At 59.8% G+C, this 17,281-nt stretch carries 17 protein-coding genes; 10 read left to right on the top strand and 7 right to left on the bottom strand.

The features are described from left to right. Position 1: 1 nt before the first annotated feature. Both ctaA and AC2FFD_RS05095 read right to left on the bottom strand, forming a co-directional pair. Positions 2-1,150 (bottom strand): heme A synthase, encoded by a 1,149-nt coding sequence (gene ctaA, locus AC2FFD_RS05100; RefSeq protein WP_496872223.1) that lies wholly within the window; start codon positions 1,148-1,150, stop codon positions 2-4. A gap of 59 nt (positions 1,151-1,209) precedes the next feature. Beyond that, positions 1,210-1,953: an RNA methyltransferase gene (locus AC2FFD_RS05095; protein WP_496872222.1), complete on the bottom strand. Its 744-nt coding sequence runs from the start codon at positions 1,951-1,953 to the stop codon at positions 1,210-1,212. 155 nt (positions 1,954-2,108) lie between these two features. Between AC2FFD_RS05095 and AC2FFD_RS05090 the strand changes: the two genes are divergently transcribed. After that, complete coding sequence (locus AC2FFD_RS05090) at positions 2,109-2,729, top strand: thiamine phosphate synthase (RefSeq protein WP_496872220.1); 621 nt, start codon at positions 2,109-2,111, stop codon at positions 2,727-2,729. On the opposite strand, the gene AC2FFD_RS05085 is transcribed toward AC2FFD_RS05090, so the two are convergent. Next, a complete protein-coding gene (locus tag AC2FFD_RS05085; protein ID WP_496872219.1) occupies positions 2,726-3,868 on the bottom strand; it encodes a HupE/UreJ family protein in 1,143 nt (380 codons plus the stop codon). The genes AC2FFD_RS05090 and AC2FFD_RS05085 overlap by 4 nt on opposite strands. Before the next feature lie 171 nt (positions 3,869-4,039). Between AC2FFD_RS05085 and AC2FFD_RS05080 the strand changes: the two genes are divergently transcribed. From AC2FFD_RS05080 to AC2FFD_RS05070, 3 genes are all read left to right on the top strand, one after another. After that, positions 4,040-4,933: a PfkB family carbohydrate kinase gene (locus AC2FFD_RS05080; protein WP_171725442.1), complete on the top strand. Its 894-nt coding sequence runs from the start codon at positions 4,040-4,042 to the stop codon at positions 4,931-4,933. Then, complete coding sequence (locus tag AC2FFD_RS05075; RefSeq protein WP_496872217.1) at positions 4,930-5,841, top strand: pseudouridine-5'-phosphate glycosidase; 912 nt, start codon at positions 4,930-4,932, stop codon at positions 5,839-5,841. Before AC2FFD_RS05080 ends, AC2FFD_RS05075 begins: the two co-directional genes overlap by 4 nt. Before the next feature lie 64 nt (positions 5,842-5,905). After that, complete coding sequence (locus AC2FFD_RS05070; protein ID WP_170344115.1) at positions 5,906-6,583, top strand: DUF502 domain-containing protein; 678 nt, start codon at positions 5,906-5,908, stop codon at positions 6,581-6,583. On the opposite strand, the gene AC2FFD_RS05065 is transcribed toward AC2FFD_RS05070, so the two are convergent. From AC2FFD_RS05065 to AC2FFD_RS05055, 3 genes are all read right to left on the bottom strand, one after another. Further along, positions 6,584-7,609, bottom strand: coding sequence for a patatin-like phospholipase family protein (locus AC2FFD_RS05065; protein WP_480684180.1), 1,026 nt, complete (start codon positions 7,607-7,609; stop codon positions 6,584-6,586). It abuts the gene before it with no gap. 64 nt (positions 7,610-7,673) lie between these two features. Then, positions 7,674-8,447, bottom strand: coding sequence for a 3-hydroxybutyrate dehydrogenase (locus AC2FFD_RS05060; protein WP_480684179.1), 774 nt, complete (start codon positions 8,445-8,447; stop codon positions 7,674-7,676). 135 nt (positions 8,448-8,582) lie between these two features. Then, positions 8,583-8,801 carry a hypothetical protein gene (locus tag AC2FFD_RS05055; RefSeq protein WP_257598813.1) on the bottom strand — a complete coding sequence of 73 codons (219 nt, stop codon included), beginning with the start codon at positions 8,799-8,801 and terminating at the stop codon, positions 8,583-8,585. Between AC2FFD_RS05055 and AC2FFD_RS05050 the strand changes: the two genes are divergently transcribed. Together AC2FFD_RS05050 and AC2FFD_RS05045 are read left to right on the top strand one after the other, a co-directional pair. Next, positions 8,746-10,563 (top strand): extracellular solute-binding protein, encoded by a 1,818-nt coding sequence (locus AC2FFD_RS05050; RefSeq protein ID WP_496872215.1) that lies wholly within the window; start codon positions 8,746-8,748, stop codon positions 10,561-10,563. The two genes, AC2FFD_RS05055 and AC2FFD_RS05050, sit on opposite strands and share 56 nt — an antisense overlap. A 559-nt stretch (positions 10,564-11,122) precedes the next feature. Next, the gene (locus AC2FFD_RS05045; RefSeq protein WP_170344111.1) at positions 11,123-11,362 is read left to right on the top strand and encodes a hypothetical protein; all 240 of its coding nucleotides are present in this window, start codon (positions 11,123-11,125) and stop codon (positions 11,360-11,362) included. Here AC2FFD_RS05045 and AC2FFD_RS05040 read toward each other — a convergent pair. Next, entirely contained in the window at positions 11,351-11,974 is a 624-nt protein-coding gene (locus tag AC2FFD_RS05040) for a helix-turn-helix domain-containing protein (RefSeq protein ID WP_170344110.1), read from the bottom strand. The genes AC2FFD_RS05045 and AC2FFD_RS05040 overlap by 12 nt on opposite strands. 64 nt (positions 11,975-12,038) lie before the next feature. Here AC2FFD_RS05040 and AC2FFD_RS05035 point away from each other — a divergent pair, with 64 nt between their 5' ends. From AC2FFD_RS05035 to AC2FFD_RS05020, 4 genes are all read left to right on the top strand, one after another. After that, positions 12,039-13,556, top strand: a complete 1,518-nt coding sequence (locus tag AC2FFD_RS05035) for a class I adenylate-forming enzyme family protein (protein ID WP_496872212.1) — start codon at positions 12,039-12,041, stop codon at positions 13,554-13,556. Continuing rightward, the gene (locus tag AC2FFD_RS05030) at positions 13,553-14,212 is read left to right on the top strand and encodes a DsbA family oxidoreductase (protein WP_425078353.1); all 660 of its coding nucleotides are present in this window, start codon (positions 13,553-13,555) and stop codon (positions 14,210-14,212) included. The genes AC2FFD_RS05035 and AC2FFD_RS05030 overlap by 4 nt, the downstream gene beginning before the upstream one ends. A 76-nt stretch (positions 14,213-14,288) precedes the next feature. Then, on the top strand, positions 14,289-15,497 hold the full coding sequence (locus AC2FFD_RS05025) for a multidrug effflux MFS transporter (RefSeq protein WP_496872211.1): 1,209 nt from the start codon (positions 14,289-14,291) through the stop codon (positions 15,495-15,497). A gap of 58 nt (positions 15,498-15,555) precedes the next feature. Further along, a complete protein-coding gene (locus tag AC2FFD_RS05020; RefSeq protein ID WP_496872210.1) occupies positions 15,556-17,214 on the top strand; it encodes a tetratricopeptide repeat protein in 1,659 nt (552 codons plus the stop codon). Positions 17,215-17,281: the final 67 nt, after the last annotated feature.

Here is a 17,281-nt window from a genome sequence, read left to right as displayed (position 1 = left end):
GTTATTTTGCTCCGCGCACAGATGTTGCGATTGGATATGCAGTCAGGAACCGCGCGCGCAGGATCAGGGTCCAGACGACGACGGCCATGAACTGGTGGAAGATGGCGATCTGCCAGGGCGCTCCGTAGACGACGGTTACGATACCGACGACAACCTGCACCGACAGGGCCGCAAAAGCCGCATTGACGGCGAAGCGCGTCTGGGGATGCGCGCTGCTGCTGCCGCGGCGCCAGACGAAGATGCCAAAGGCGAACAAGGCGTAGCCCACGCAGCGGTGGATGAACTGTACCAGCCCCGGGCTTTCGAAGAAATTGCGCCACATCGGTTCAAGTGCGGTGGCGTCCGGCGGCAGCAGCTGCCCGCCGATCAGCGGCCAGTCGGTATAAGACCGTCCGGCGTCGATCCCGGCGACAAGCGCGCCAATGAGTATTTGCAAAAAGGCGAAATGCATCAGGCCCGTGGACAGCGAGAATAGTTTCGCTTCCTTCATGCGGCGCGCCTGCATCAGGTCACGTTCTTCCCGGCCGAGCTCGAAAATATACCAAGCGAGGAACCCGAGAATTACGAAGGCCAGTCCCAGATGGGTGGCCAGGCGATAGCTGGCGACGGCGGTCATCCCCTCGCCCTGCGTCACGCCCGAAGCGACCATCCACCAGCCGACAGCACCCTGCACACCGCCCATAAGGCCGGGGATCAGCAGCTTGCCTGTCCAACCCGTGGGTATCTTGCGGGCCACAAGGAAACCCAGAAAACCGGCGGCCCAGACCAGCCCGATCAAGCGGCCCAGTTGGCGATGCCCCCATTCCCACCAGTAGATGGTTTTGAAGTCGCTCAGCTGCATCCACTGGTTCTGAATGCGCCACTGGTCGATCTGCTTGTACTTGTCGAACTCGGCCTGCCAGTCGGCCTCGGACATCGGTGGAACCGCTCCGGTGATCGGGCGCCATTCGGTGATCGACAGCCCGCTGTCAGTCAGACGCGTCAGGCCGCCGACTGCGATCATCACGACGACCAGGGCAAACAGGATCATCAGCCAGGCACGGATTGCCCTGCGCGCGCCGCCACGCCCCCGGTCGATCATACCGGGTTGAACCGCCTGTTGTTTTTCCGTGTCCGAGACCTCTTCGAAGATGCTGCGCTTACCGCTCATGCTGTCCTCATGTCCTGATTTCGTCGCAAGCTAGGGTGTGGTGGAAGATAGGTCCAGCCTCAGCCTTTGTCTTTCCAGCGGACCATCTGCCGCATGATCCCGTGCAGCATCTGCACGTCGGCCCGCGTCATCCGCATCCGCGACCACAGGTTGCGCAGGTTGATCTTCATGCCCTCGGCCTTTTCGGGGGGGTAGAAGAACCCGGCCTCTTCCAGCCGGTCCTCGTAGTGCTCGACCAGTTTTTCGACCTCGATCCCCGTGGCCCAGTCGCCCTTGCCCAGATCGGTGGATTCATGCACCACGTCGCCGGTCTGGCGCATCCATTCGTAAGCGGTCAGCAAGACGCATTGGCCCAGGTTCAGCGACGCGTATTCCGGGTTCACGGGCACCGAGATGATTGCGTTTGCCTTGGCGATGTCTTCGTTCTCCAACCCCGCGCGTTCGGGGCCGAACAGAACCGCAACCTTTTCGCCCGCCGCGACCTTTTCAGCGGCGATCTGCATGGCGCGCTCGGGGCTGTAGACGGGTTTTGTCAGCCCGCGTTGCCGTGCAGTGGTGGCCAAGACAAAAGTGCTGTCGGCCAGCGATCCGGCCAGATCGTCAAACAGCTGCGCTTCGTCCAGCAACCGGCCCGCACCGCTGGACATCGCCACCGCCTTGGGGTTCGGCCAGCCGTCACGGGGCGCCACGATGCGCATCCGGTCCAGCCCAAAGTTCCACATCGCCCGGGCCGCGGCACCGATATTCTCACCCATCTGCGGGCGAACAAGCACGAAGGAAGGCTGGGATTTGTCGCTGGGCATGGTTCACCTTATGAAAACTTGGCCTGCTGTAATCGGCAGGCACTTGCAGGGCAAGGCGTTGGGGGTGTTATTTGCGCGGCCTCAGCCATAAAAGTTTGCTTCCCCGCCGCAATCCGCTAAACCGCGCCAAAGACTGAAACCCGAAGGACGCGCCCATGGACACCCCCGAGCAGCCGCAGATTTACCTGATCACGCCTCCGACGATCGAACTGAGCACGTTCCCCGCCAAACTGGCCTCGGTTCTGGACGGGGCCGAGATTGCCTGCATCCGCCTGGCGCTGGCTGGCAACGACGAAGATACCATCGCCCGTGCAGCTGATGCCTGCCGCGAGGTGGCCCACGCCCGCGACGTGGCCATCGTTATCTCGAACCACGTGCTGCTGGCGCAACGTCTGGGGCTGGACGGGGTACATCTGGATGACGGCGCGCGCTCGGTCCGTGCCGCGCGCAAGGAACTGGGCGCGGACGCGATCGTCGGAAGCTTCTGCGGCGCGTCCAGCCATGACGGCATGACGGCGGGCGAACACGGCGCGGATTATGTGGCCTTCGGCCCCGTAGGCACTGCCACGTTGGGGGACGGAACCCGCGCCGAAAAGGATCTGTTCCAATGGTGGTCCGAGATGATCGAAGTCCCGGTCGTGGCCGAAGGCGGCCTGACGCCCGAACTGATCGGTGATCTGGCCCCCTGCACCGATTTCTTTGGTATCGGCGACGAGATCTGGGGCGGTGACGACCCGCTGGGTGCGCTGAACAGGCTGCTGGCTGCGATGTCTTAAGCCAGCAACCAGGGTTCAGCCATCCAATACACGCCGATCCCGGCGATCAGAATCGAGGCCAGAACCGAAATCCGGCCTCGTGTTCTGTGTGACCCGCCTGCAACCAAAAGCGCGCAGGCAAAGGCCAGAACAGCCACGAAGACAATCGGCATTATATTTCCGACGCCAAACCCAAAAACAGCCGGGGCCAGATGATCGGGCGGCACCCCGATCCCAGTCAGAGCCGTAGCCAATATCACCCCGTGAAGACTGCCTGTGGCAAGCACAGCCAACAGGCGCCAGACCTGCAAGTGCCGGGCCACCAGGTTCCATAGCGCCAGAATGATGATCGCAGCCACCAAGGCCTGGTCCTGCATGTTTTCTGGTACGTCCAGCACACCGTACATGCCCAACCCGAGCCCGATAAAAATTCCTGCTGCCAAAAACGCCACCTGAGACATCACAGGCCGCAGGCTCAGCGTCAGCATCACGAGTGTCAGAACAAGGATGGATGGCTTGAGGGGGCTTTGAACAAATCGGCTGATCCCCTTTGCGAAATACGTCTGCAATGTCTGCTCGGTCGTCAGCGACGCCCCGCCCTGCAACGGGATCAAGGGGCTGATTTCTCCGGCCGTCAGAAACCCTGTATACGGGGCCACAACGTTTTGCTGACGAAGCACGACCGACCCGCCGTGCAGCGGCCAGGTCAGGCGCAAGTTCGATGCCTGATCCGACAAATGAGCGGTCAACAACAATTTGGAAACACGCACTTTTTCCACATCCCCCACCACAGGAATACGCACACCTTCATAAGACAGGTCCAAGCGATCAGGTGCTTCGACAACAAGGCTCTGCTTCCAGACCTGAACGAAATTCCTGATCTGAGGTTCCAGTTCCGACGACACCAATCGTCGCAGAGATCGGTACTGTGAAATGCCGGAATAAGCGTCGGGTTGTGTCGGATCGGCACCGGCCAGCATAGCCTCGGCGTTCAGTTTCACCTCAAGAAACAGAGTGTCATCCTTGACCCAGAAATCAATGACCGTCGGCGGGGCCGTTTGCGCCTTTACGGATCCCGGATGCAAGGTCAGAAGAACGATAATACTCAGGGCGCAGGTATTGAGGGCTCGGAGGATGGCACGGAAGACAGGGCCATTCATACGAAACGCTCCAACAGGAAAACAAAATCACCAATCATTGCATTTGATTGTTCCCGCGAAGGCCTCGGATCGCAAGCCCAAAGGCCATTTCGGCCCAGGCCGGTCGGGAATCTCTTGTTGCGAAGACGTTCCGGCTTGCACGGGCAACACTGCTGCGGCATGACGTCCCCTATGACTCAGAACACCAATATCCTGTGCATCGGCTCGGTCCTGTGGGACGTGATCGGCCGATCGGCCAGCGCCATGCGACAGGGCTCGGACGTGCCGGGCCGGATCACCCGCCTGCCCGGCGGCGTTGCGATGAACATCGCCATGACACTGGTTCGGTTCGGCATGACACCCACCCTGCTGACCGCCATTGGCCGCGATCCTGAAGGCGACGAACTTGTCCATGCCTGTTCGCGCCTCGGCATGGTGACGGATCACATCTATCGGTCGCAGGATTTGCCGACTGACCGCTATATGGCCGTCGAAGGTGCGAACGGGTTGATCGCGGCGATTGCCGACGCGCATTCGCTGGAGGCCGCAGGCGCAAAGATACTGCGCCCCTTGATGCACGGGCCTTTGGGCTATGAGAACGCACCGTTTGAGGGCCCGATCGCACTGGATGGCAATCTGACACTGGACCTGCTGGAAGAAATTGCCCAAAGCCCTGCTTTTGCCCGTGCTGATCTGCGCGTGGCCCCGGCCTCGCCCGGCAAGGCCGAACGTCTGCTGCCCTTCCTGAAACACGCCCGTGCCACGCTCTATGTGAACCTCGAAGAGGCTGGCATCCTGTGCCAGCGCGAATTCCCTGATTCCGAATCCGCCGCGAAAGGCCTTCTGGATCGCGGCGCGCTGCGCGTTCTGGTCACCGATGGCGGCAATTCGGCAACCATCGGCAGCTCGACAGAAGTCCTGACGCAAACACCCCCTGCCGTTCTGGTCACCCGCGTGACCGGTGCCGGGGATACTTTCATGGCGGCCCATATCGCATCAGAATCCCGCGGTGCATCCAGTGACGAGGCTCTGGCCCGCGCCCTGCACGCCGCTGCAACCTACGTTTCCGGAGAAACCCCACTGTGATCGACATCCAATACTCAGCCGAAGTCCGCGCCGCCAAGGACGCGGGCCTGCCCATCGTTGCGCTGGAAAGCACCATCATCACCCATGGGATGCCCTACCCACAGAACATCGAAGTCGCGGCACAGGTCGAACAGGACATCCGCGATGCGGGTGCGGTTCCTGCAACCATGGCCGTGATCGAAGGCAAATTGCATGTGGGGCTGGAGCAGGATCAGCTACAATGGCTGGGTCAGGCACAAGGCGTTGCCAAGATCTCGCGCGCGGACATGGCAGCGTGCATCTCGACCCGTGGCACCGGGGCCACCACCGTTGCGGCCACGATGATCGCCGCGCATTATGCCGGGATCGAGGTTTTTGCCACCGGCGGTATCGGCGGCGTACATCAGGGGGCCGAGACCACGTTCGACATCTCTGCCGATCTGCACGAGCTTGGGCATACGCCCGTGACCGTCGTCGCAGCCGGGGCGAAAGCCATCCTGGACCTTGCCAAAACGCTTGAGGTTCTGGAAACGCTGGGCGTGCCCGTGATTGCACATGGTCAGGACGAGTTTCCTGCGTTCTGGTCGGCAAAGTCGCCCTTTGCCGCGCCCCTGCGCATGGACAGTGCCGACGCCATCGCCAAGGCCCACTCCACCCGCCGCGCGCTGGGTCTGCCGGGCGGGCAGTTGGTGGCAAACCCGATTCCGGCCGCCGATCAGATCCCGGCCGAGGAACTGGCCCCGATCATCGCCGAAGCCCAGTCAGATGCGGATGCCCATCGTATCACCGGCAAAGCCGTGACCCCCTATCTGCTGCAACGTATCTTTGAAAAGACCGAAGGCCGGTCCCTGGTCGCCAACATCGCCCTTGTTCGAAACAATGCGCGGTTGGCGGCAAAGATCGCGCAAGCGCTGGTCAAACAGAGGTGACGTTAACCTATTGTACCAAGGCCGTGGATTGACTACCTAATTCCGGAAACCATTCGGAACCGCAATGAATACACCGTTCGACGAAGAACCTCACCGCCGCCCGGGCATGCTTTCACGGCTGCGCGCGTCCTTTCTGACGGGCGTCGTGGTCATTGCGCCTGTCTGGTTGACGGTCTGGCTGATCTGGTCGGTGGTCGGCTGGATAGACAGCGCGGTCCTGCCGCTGGTGCCCCACCAGTTCCAGCCCGAACAGTACGTGGGCATCAACCTGCGCGGTGTGGGCGTGGTGATCTTCCTGATATTCACCGTTCTGGTCGGCTGGATCGCCAAGGGCATTCTGGGCCGTTCCCTGATCCACTTCGCCGAAAGCGTTGTTGACCGGATGCCTGTCGTGCGCTCGGTCTATTCCGGGATCAAACAGATTTCGGAAACGGTGTTTGCCCAGACTGAGCGTTCTTTTGAAAAAGCCTGCCTGATCCAGTACCCGCGTCGCGGAATCTGGGCCATCGGCTTTGTCTCGACCAGCGCCAAGGGTGAGGTAAGCGAACGCGCCGAAACCGGCGGAGAGCTGCTGAGCGTCTTCGTACCCACGACACCCAACCCGACATCGGGGTTCCTGCTGTTCTTCCCCGAAGAAGACGTGATTCTGCTGGATATGAGCATCGAAGACGCAGCCAAACTGGTGATTTCAGCGGGGCTTGTCTATCCGAATGGAAAAGATCCGACCCAGCCACCCGAATGATCAGCTGAACATCGCAGGCAGATCAATTGTGCTGGCCTGACCCAAATCGTCCTTGTGTTCGGCAAGAAAACCATCCGCCGCGTCCCGTCCGGCCTGTTTCAGCTTATGTAGAATGACCGGATTGGGCACGGTCTTGGTGGCAACGGACAGGCTGTTCATCAACGCGTCATCCGCAATCATGTGAACCAGAACACGGCTCATCTCTCCGGAAGTCAGCTTGCCCTCTTTCAGCAACCGTTGGACAAAGCTGATCGCCCGCAACTCGCGAAACAGGGATGAGTTGAAGCTGATCTCGTTGATCCGGTTCTGGATTTGCTGCGGTGTGACCGGAACTTCGTCGCGCTCCAGCGGATTGATGTTCACGATCACCACGTCATCCGGCAAATCATCGTTGAACAGCGGATAGAGCGCCGGATTGCCGGTGTACCCTCCGTCCCAATAGGCTTCGGTCCGGTTTGTATTCGGGTCAAAAATCTCAACCGCCTTGAACAGGGTCGGCAAACAGGCCGAGGCCAGAATAGCATCCGTGCTGATCTCGTCTCCGGTAAAGACGCGGATCTTGCCGCTGCGTACGCAAGTGGCGCACACAAACAGGCGCGGGCCTTCTTCCGCGCATATCTCGTCAAAATTGAACCTGTCCACCACCGGCTTCAAGGGGTTGCTGTAGAACGGTCCGTACGCATAGGGCGACACCATCCGCGACCACGCATCCCCGATCGAAAACGGCACAGAATATTCCACCGCCTGCGCGATGGCCGCCGGTTCCAGGCCGCGAAACCAGTTGGCAAAACGCATGTCGCCAATAGCGCCCATGCGCGTCCACAACCCATCCAGGCGCGCCCGCGCGCCTTCGCGCCCGGAATGAACCATACCAGATTTGTAGGCCGCACCGTTCAGCGCCCCTGCGGAAGTTCCTGTGATGGCAGCGACCTCGATGTCTTCCTCGTCTAAAAGACGATCAAGCACACCCCAGGTGAACGCCCCATGCGCCCCACCTCCCTGCAAAGCCAGATTGATCCGCTTCATACCGCAACCCCTTCATCTTTTTCAAAATACTCCGGGGGTGTGGGGGCAGCGCCCCCACGAAACCTCAAAGCGCTGTCCAGCCGCCATCGACGGAAATCGTGGTTCCGGTGATCTGAGCCGCCGCGTCCGAGCACAGAAAGACAGTCGTTCCACCCAGTTGCTCGACGGTGGCGAACTCCTTGGACGGTTGCCGTTCCAATAGAATGTTCTTCACAACGTCCTCACGGCTCATGTTGTATTCTTTCATCGTATCGGGGATCTGCGACTCGACCAGCGGCGTCAGCACATATCCCGGGCAGATGGCGTTGCAGGTGATCGGCTCCTGCGCGGTTTCCAGCGCTACGGTCTTGGTCATTCCCACCACGCCGTGTTTGGCCGCAACATATGCCGCCTTGTAAGGGGATGCCGTCAGACCGTGGGCCGAGGCGATGTTCACCACCCGTCCCCAACCCGCCTTGCGCATCATCGGCAACGCGGCCGCCGTGGTGTGAAAGGCCGAGTTCATGTTGATTGCGATAATCGCGTCCCACTTTTCAACAGGGAATTTGTCGATCGGCGAGACATGCTGAATCCCGGCATTGTTCACCAGAATGTCACAAGACCCCGTCTGTTCGATCAAGGATCGGCACTCCTCGCCCTTGGACATGTCGGCCTTGATGTAGCGCGCATTGGTTCCGGTCTCTTTCGCAATTTCGGCGGCCAGCGCGTGATCTTCATCGCGATCGGTAAAGGAATTCAGAACCACATCGGCACCGGCCTTGGCCAGCTCGCGCGCGACGCCCAGCCCGATGCCCGAATTTGATCCCGTGATGATTGCCGTTTTGCCGGACAGGCTCATGTCCATTCTCCCTCAAGCGTTGATCAGGCGCACCATGCCATGCTGCACCTGCAAAGAAAACGGGGAAACACTTCAGATTGGAATCCCGGCCTGAGACTTCGCGACGCACAAAAAAACGCCCGCACGAAGCGGGCGTTAAGTTATTGAGGCAGGTTTCATACAGGCAAGAAACCTATCGAGCAGTGCAACCTTTATAAGCAATTCTGCGCCTTGGTCCAAGCTAAAAGTTTGATAATAAGAAAAATCATCACTACGGTGAACACCAACAAAATAAGGCCAGAGCAGGATTGTTTCCAAAATGAGCCCGGATTTTCTCCGTCCGTTTCGATCCCTTTTGGCGGGAATCGCCAGCATTTTCGTGATCTCCGTCGCCCATGCAGAATCGTCTCATGGCATAGCTATGTATGGGGACCCGGCCCTACCACCGGATTTTGTGTCTCTCCCATACGCCAACCCGGATGCTCCCAAAGGCGGCAAAGCCGTGTTCGGAAACACGGGCGGCTTTAACAGCCTGAACCCGTTTTTGCAAAAAGGCACCGCGCCATGGCAGTTGCCTTTCTGGACCCACGAAAGCCTGATGGGGCGATCCTGGGACGAACCTTTCACACTTTACGGGCTGTTAGCCGAATCAGTTGAGACCGATCCAGACCGGTCTTGGGTCGAATTCACCCTGCGGGAGGAGGCGCGTTTTTCAGACGGCACCCCGGTCACGGTCGATGATGTGATCTGGTCTTACGAGACTTTAGGCACCCAGGGGCATCTGCGCTATCGCGGGCTTTGGGGCAAGATCGACAGTATCGAACAAACCGGCCCGCGTTCGGTACGGATCACGTTCAATGAACCCGACCGAGAGCTTGCGCTGCTGGCCGGGATGCGCCCGATCCTGAAAAAGGCGCAATGGGAGGGCAAGGATTTCGCGGATGCACAACTGCATGATGTGCCGATTGGAACCGGCCCCTATGTGATCGAAAGCTACGAAGCGGGGCGCTTTGTGAATCTGCGACGCAATTCGGACTATTGGGGGACCGACATTCCGTTTCGCCGCGGCACCATGAACCTTGATGAGTTGCGGATCGAATTCTACGGCGACGGCAGCGTCTTGTTCGAAGCTTTCAAAGCCGGAGAGTTGTCGGCCGTTCGTGAATTCAATGCCGACAAATGGGACACGCAATACAACTTTCCCGCCGTGCAGCGCGGCGACGTCATCAAGACTGAAATTCCGCATGGAAAACCGTCGGGAATGACCGGGTTCGTGATGAACACACGAAAGGCTCCGTTCGACGACTGGCGCGTGCGCGAAGCGCTGATGCTTGCCTTCAACTTCGAGTTCATCAACGACACGATAACCGGTGGCGCCCAACCAAGGATCACGTCTTATTTCTCGGGGTCCGACCTTGCCATGCAGCCCGGCCCGGCCCGGGGGCAGGTAAAAGACCTGTTGCTTCCTTACGCTGACATCCTGTTGCCCGGCACGCTGGAAGGGTATGAACTGCCGAAGGGGGACGGATCGGCCCGGAACAGGGCAAACCTTCGCAAGGCCACCAAGCTTTTGAGCGAGGCAGGCTGGACCGTTCAGGACGGCGTACTGCGCAACGGAAATGGTGATGCCTTTCAGGTGACTTTCCTGCTGCAACAGGGCGACAGCGAGATGGCAACCGTGGTCGAGATCTATTCCCGCGCGCTGGAACGTCTTGGCATCCAGGTCACGACGGAACAGGTCGACAATGCCCAATATGTCGGGCGCACGTCTGAACTGGACTTTGACGTCACGACGTTCCGCCGGGCGCTTTCTCTGTCTCCTGGCAACGAACAGCGTCTTTATTGGGGCAGCGAAACTGCTGATGCCCCCGGCACACGCAACCTGATGGGCGTATCCTCGCCCGCAGTTGATGCCATGATCGATGCCATGCTGGCCTCAAAAACCCGCGAGGACTTTACCGCCGCCACCCGTGCGCTGGACCGGGTACTGACAGCAGGCCGCTATGTCATCCCGATCTGGAGCTTTGACATCGGACGCATTGCGCATGTCAAAGAACTGAAGCACCCGAAAACCCTGCCCATCTATGGCGACGGTCCGCAATACATGCCAGAGGTATGGTGGTACGACGCCCGATAGAGGCGTGATCCACAGGCCAGCCGATGGATATGTGATCCCGGCTGGTCCTTCCAAGCGGGCATTCCGAACGTCGGAGGCTCGAAGCTCCACCTGTTCCGTACAATCTCCGGTCAGAAAGTTTCCATCAGTCGGCAAAATTCAGCACATTGCCACGTCATACAAGATATCGTTTGATCGCACACAAACCGCCATAAAGTGCTGCCAACACCATCATCACCGGGTGATCCCGCAGGAAACGCCCTCGAACAGTTTTACTCATCCATAAAAATCTGTATATAAACGGCATATTTAGCCGTCAGAAACAGCCGGAGCCAGCCCAAGATCCCGGACTGCCCGGACAATCTGACGCTGGAAACCAAAGAACAAACGGGCCCGCCACCACTCACACCAAATGTAGGCCCGTCGGCCCGTTGCGGAAACTTCGCAGCGGGCACAAATCCCCCTCGAAAAAGCGTGGTCCAGCGCTGCGACATTTTGTCATGTCTTACCCTGCGGCACCCTATCCGTACTCTGGTATCGGGGGAGAGCAGTCCTAATCGTTGCTAAGGGAAGCTCATTGATGATGAACTGGACCGATCTTACGAACGACTGGAATGCGGCATGCGAACGCGCAAAGCGGCGTTTCCCGAACCTGCGTGACAAGGACATGATGCGCGTGTTGAAGGATCGAAAAGGGTTTGAAGCCTATTTGGCCGAACGTCACCAACTTACGATGAACGAGGCGCATGAAGAGGTCGAAGATTTCCTGTTCACCGAAGGGCTGAACCGGGAATTCAGCCGAACCGCTTTAGGCAAGTGATGTGACCCAAAGGATCGTCGCGTCTTCGTCACTGACGGAAATCACGTTGTGGCCCATGCTGCCGTCGTAATACGCACTGTCCCCTCTGCGCATCTCAACCGGCTCGTAAAACTCGGTGTAAAGCTTGACGACACCGGTCAGCACATACATGAATTCTTCACCGTCATGGCGCACCCAGCCGTCAAATTCATCCATTGATCTTGCACGGACCCGCGCACGATAGGGCAGCATTTGTTTCTTGGTCAGGGTTTCGGCCAGCAGCTCGTGTTCATAGGTTGTGGTGGCATGGGCCGTGCCGTCGCCCACACGGGTGATCGCCATGCGTCCGATCACCTGATCGCGCTGGGGCGGCGTGAACAGTTGCGGAACAGAAATCTCCAGCCCGGTCGCAAGCTTCTTGAGCGCGTCGTAGGTCGGCGACATCTGCCCGTTTTCAATCTTGCTGAGGGTCGAACGTGCCAATCCGGCCTGACTGGCCGCCTGTTCCAATGTCCATTCCCGCGCTTTGCGCAGCTCTCGCACACGTGCGCCAAGGTCCAACGGTTCGACTTCGGTATGGGCGCCAGAGTCGCGGGCAATTCGGATCAGAGATTTGGGATCTTGAGTGCTCATGACCCTTCTATAGGCCCGGCCAGCCACGCTTGCAACGCGACAGGCGGCGCGATAGCCAGAGGCCATGTTGTCAATCTTCGATCAGGGGTCGCCCGCACCCTGCCCCGCGCCATTCAATCTGGCGGCTCATGTTCTGGGCCGCGCCGATCACGCGCCGGACAAAGTGGCCTTGTCGGTATTGCGCCCGAATGGCGCGCAGGACTGGACCTATCGCGTTCTGAAAGCAGCCGTGCTGGGCACCGGCGCGGGGTTGCTGCGGGCCGGGTTGAAACCCGGTGATATCGCCCTGATGCGGTTGGGAAACACGGTGGATTTCCCGATTGCCTATCTGGCGGCAATTGCCGTGGGTATCGTGCCGGTGCCGACATCGTCGCAGCTGACGGAACCCGAAACCGCCAAAATGATCGACGAGCTTTCTCCGGCGGCCATTCTGCGTGATCCGGGCGTTGCCTGCGCCTTGCATTCCAGGCAGATCGGGCTGGACGCGTTGAAAGCGATGCGAAACCTGCCCCCGGCAGATTTTGACATGGGCGATCCGGAACGTATGGCCTATGTCGTCTACACCTCTGGAACTTCGGGCAAGCCTCGGGCCGTGGCCCATGCCCATCGGGCAATCTGGGCGCGGCAGATGATGGTGGATGGCTGGTATGGTCTACGCGAGACCGACCGGCTGTGTCACGCGGGGGCTTTCAACTGGACCTATACGCTGGGCACCGGCCTGATGGATCCATGGACCATGGGGGCAACCGCTCTGATCCCGGAACCCGGCACCGAAATCACTGCTTTGCCTGCCTTGCTGCGCCAGCATGGCGCAACGATCTTTGCTGCGGCCCCGGGGGTCTTTCGCAAGTTGGTGCAAGGGCGCAATCGGTTGGAACTGCCAGACCTGCGCCACGGATTGTGCGCGGGTGAGAAACTGTCGCGCGCCCTGCACGAACAGTGGCTGAACGCCACCGGCACCGAGCTGTTCGAAGCCTACGGCATGTCCGAATGCTCTACCTTCATTTCCTCCAGCCCGAACCATCCTGCGCGCGGCGACGCATTGGGACAACCGCAACCCGGGCGTCGTGTGGCGATCCTTGGTCCGGACGGTCCGGTGCCACAGGGGCAGGAAGGTACAATTGCCATTCACCGGTCTGACCCCGGGTTGATGCTGACCTATCTCAACGCACCCGATGAGGTTGAAACGCGGATGAAGGGAGAGTGGTTTCTGACCGGCGATCAGGGGGCCATGGCGGTGGATGGCCAAATCAGCTATCTGGGCCGCGACGACGACATGATGAACGCGGGTGGCTATCGCGTGTCCCCGGTCGAGGTCGAAGCCGCCCTGTCCTGCTTTCCGGGCATCACCCAAGTCGGCGCCGCCGCGGTCGAGGTCAAACCGGACGCATTTGTGATCGCGGCCTTCTATACGGGCCCGGAAAAGCTGGACGATGCGGCCTTGCGCGCCTATGTCGAAGCCAACCTGGCGCGGTACAAACAACCCCGCGCCTTCATCCATCTGCCTGCCCTGCCGACCGGCGGAAACGGCAAACTCCTGCGCCGGGCGCTGCCGGCCTATTTCGAGGCACCAACAAAATGACCCAGTCCGTCAAGCTCGACATCCTGTCCGATCCGATCTGCCCGTGGTGCTATATCGGCAAGACTCAACTGGACAAGGCGCTGGCCAACGCGCCCGACCACCCCTTTGTCATTGAATGGCATCCGTTCCAGTTGAACCCTGACATGCCGGATGCGGGAATGGATCGGCGCGAATATCTCGAGCGCAAGTTCGGCGGCAAGGACGGCGCGGTTCGCGCCTATGCGCCGGTGGTGGAACAGGCCGAAAAGGCAGGTCTGAACATCAACTTCGAGGCCATGGAACGTACCCCCAACACGCTGGACGCCCATCGCCTGATCCATTGGGCTGGCATCGAAGGCAAGCAGAACGAGGTGGTGGATGCGCTGTTCGACGCCTATTTCGTACAGGGTCGCGACATCGGCGACCACGAGGTGCTGGCCGACATCGCAGACAGCACCGGAATGGACGCAGCCGTGGTCATGAAGTTGCTGAAATCAGACGCCGACCGCGAGGAAATCCGCAACCGCGATGCTCATTCCCGCAAAATGGGCGTCAGTTCGGTCCCGACCTTCATCGTTGCGAACCAACATGCAGTTCCCGGTGCGCAACCTCCTGAAATGTGGGAGAAAGTGATCGCTGAAATTATGTCTCAACTTGAGGCTTCCCCTGCAGAATAGCACAGAGGTCTGTGCAATTTTCCAGTCTGGCCTATGCCGACCCGCCGTGATAGCGCGAACGGGTTAGGAGTGCTTCATGGCCAATCGCATGTCGAAGGCGGAATTCATCGCACTGATTGCAATGATGTTCGCCACCATCGCCTTTTCGATCGATTCAATGCTGCCTGCGCTGCCCGAGATCGGCGCGCAGCTCAGCCCCGATGACGTTAACCGTGCCCAACTGATCCTGACGTCATTTGTATTGGGCATGGGGATCGGCACGTTTTTCACCGGCCCTCTTTCGGATGCGCTGGGACGCAAGCCGGTCATTTACGGCGGCGCGGCCCTGTACATTGCAGCCTCAGCGGTTGCGTGGGCCAGTTCTTCAATGGAACTGGTCTTGATTGCGCGTGTGGTTCAGGGCCTGGGCGCCGCAGGTCCGCGCGTGGTGGCCATGGCGATCATTCGCGACCTGTATTCGGGCCGCGAAATGGCGCGGATCGTCTCGATTGCGATGATGATTTTCACGTTGGTACCCGCAGCGGCACCGATGTTGGGCGCCGGTGTGATCGCCCTGTTTGGCTGGCGCGGGATCTTCGTGTCTTTCATTCTGTTTGCGTTGGTCATCATTTCCTGGATGGGTGTTCGCTTGCCGGAATCTCTGGCCCGGGAAAACCGCCGTCCCTTCCGCATTCCGCTGATGTTCTCGGCCGCGAAGGAAATGTTTTCCCATCCGACCGTGCGCCTTTCGATCATGGTTCAGACCCTGTGCATGGGGGTGCTGTTCACCATGCTGACAATGGTTCAGCCCGTTTATGACGTAATCCATGACCGCGCCGAAAGCTTTCCGTTCTGGTTCGGGTTCGTGGCGCTGATGTCCGGGTCGGCAAGTTTGCTGAACGCGGCACTAGTGGTGCGTGTGGGCATGCGCCGGATGGTGACATGGGCGCTGGGGGGGCAAATCCTGATCACCGCTTTTGTCATGACGCTCAACACCATGCACCTTTCGCCGGACGCTTCATTTGCGCTGTTCGTGTTCTGGCAAACCATGGTGTTTTTCATGGCCGGCGTGACGATGGGCAACCTGAACGCCATCGCGATGGAGCCGATGGGGCATATTGCCGGAATGGCAGCCTCGGTCATCGGATCGATTTCGACGGTGCTGGCCGCCGCCATCGCCGCACCAATCGGGCTGTTGTTCGACGGTTCGATCACGCCTTTGACCTTCGGCATCCTGAGCATGTGCATTTTGGCCTTCGGGCTTATGCTGCATATGGGCCGCGTTGAAGAACGCCTGCCAGCCTGATCTGTGCGACTCGTCAGAAACGCGCTACTCTCGACCTGAACCGAGCGGAGGGCTTCTGATGCGTGAATACTATGATCTGGGCAGCTATTCCTGTCCGATAACGACCTCCGTTCCCGAGGCTCAGCTGTGGTTCGACCGCGGCCTGAACTGGACCTATGGGTACAATCACGAAGAAGCCGTGGTTTGTTTCCAGCGTGCAGTCGAACATGACCCCCAATGCGCCATGGCATACTGGGGCGTCGCCTATGCAGCCGGGCCAAATTACAATCTGCCATGGGACTTGCAGGACAAGCAGGGACGCAGCAAGGCGCTGGCGCTGGCTTATGAAGCCATGCAAAACGCCCTTCGATTGGCGGACCGCTGTACGCCTGTCGAGCAAGCTCTGATCCGAGCCCTTCCAGCGCGATACCCGCAGCGGGATCCGGCAGAGGACATGCACCGGTGGGATCACGAGTTTGCCGAAGCAATGCGCGCGGCGTTCGCCGCGCACCCCGATCATGCGGACCTGCGCACCATCTACGTCGAGGCGCTTTTGAACCTGACGCCCTGGAAAATGTGGGACCTGCAAACAGGCCAACCGGCAGATGGCGCTGCGACGCTTGAAGCGCAAGAGGCGTTGGAATGGGTCCTGTCCAACGATCCGGCCGCCATGTCTCATCCCGGCCTGCTGCACCTATATGTTCACCTGATGGAGATGTCGCCCACGCCGGAAAAAGCCCTGAAAGCCGGTGATGTCCTGCGCACATTGGTGCCCGATGCGGGGCACCTGGTGCATATGCCGACGCATATCGACGTGCTGTGCGGCCACTACCACAACGTGGTGCATTGGAACGAAAAAGCCTCGGACGCGGATCTGAAGTATTACGAACGCGAAGGCGCGTTCAATATCTACACCGGCTACCGCCAACACAACTATCACTTCGCCATCTACGGCGCGCTGTTTCTGGGACAGATCGAACCTGCCCTGCGCGCCAATCAGGGTTTGTGGGAAACGACGCCCGAAGAAATGCTTCGCATCGAAAGCCCCCCCATGGCGGATTACTTCGAAAGCTACATGTCCATGGGGCCGCACATCCTGATCCGCTTTGGCCGCTGGGAAGAGGCCAAGGCGCTGGAGCTGCCCTCCGATCCGGATCTCTACCGCACCCTGACGGCCACGACCCACTACGCCCGCGCCATCGCTCTTGCCGCAACCGGTGATGTTGTCCATGCCGAAGCGGAAGAGAACCTGTTTCTCGCAGCCAGGGAATGCGTTCCGGAAACGCGCAGGCTGCACAACAATCGTGTGATCGACCTGCTGGAAATCGCGCGGGAGATGCTGCGCGGTGAGATCGAGTACCGAAAGGGCAATTTCGAGATCGCCTTTGCCCATCTGCGCCGCTCGGTCGAACTGGACGACACCCTGCCCTATGACGAGCCCTGGGGCTGGATGCAGCCCACCCGCCACGCGCTTGGCGCATTGCTGTTCGAACAAGGTCATGCGGCAGAAGCAGAGGCCGTCTATCGCGAAGATCTTGGCCTTGGCGGTTCGCTCAGCCGCGCTTCGATCCATCCCGACAACGTGTGGAGCCTGAAGGGGCTGTACGATTGCCTCAAAGCCCGCGGGGAAGATGTTGAAATCCTACAGGTCAAACAACGCCTGGATCTGGCTCTGGCCCGGGCAGATCGGGCGGTTGCGGCGTCCTGTTTCTGTGCGCAGGCTGCAATGCGTGAATAATGAGCGATGAATCGCGCTGCCGCGCGATGCCTCCGGCGGGGATATTTTTGGCCAGATGAAGCCGGGG

The sequence above is a fragment of the Ruegeria sp. YTSC002 genome (genome assembly GCF_059609845.1).
Note: the sequence above shows the minus strand (reverse complement) of the source record. Positions and strands in the feature narration are given on the sequence as shown.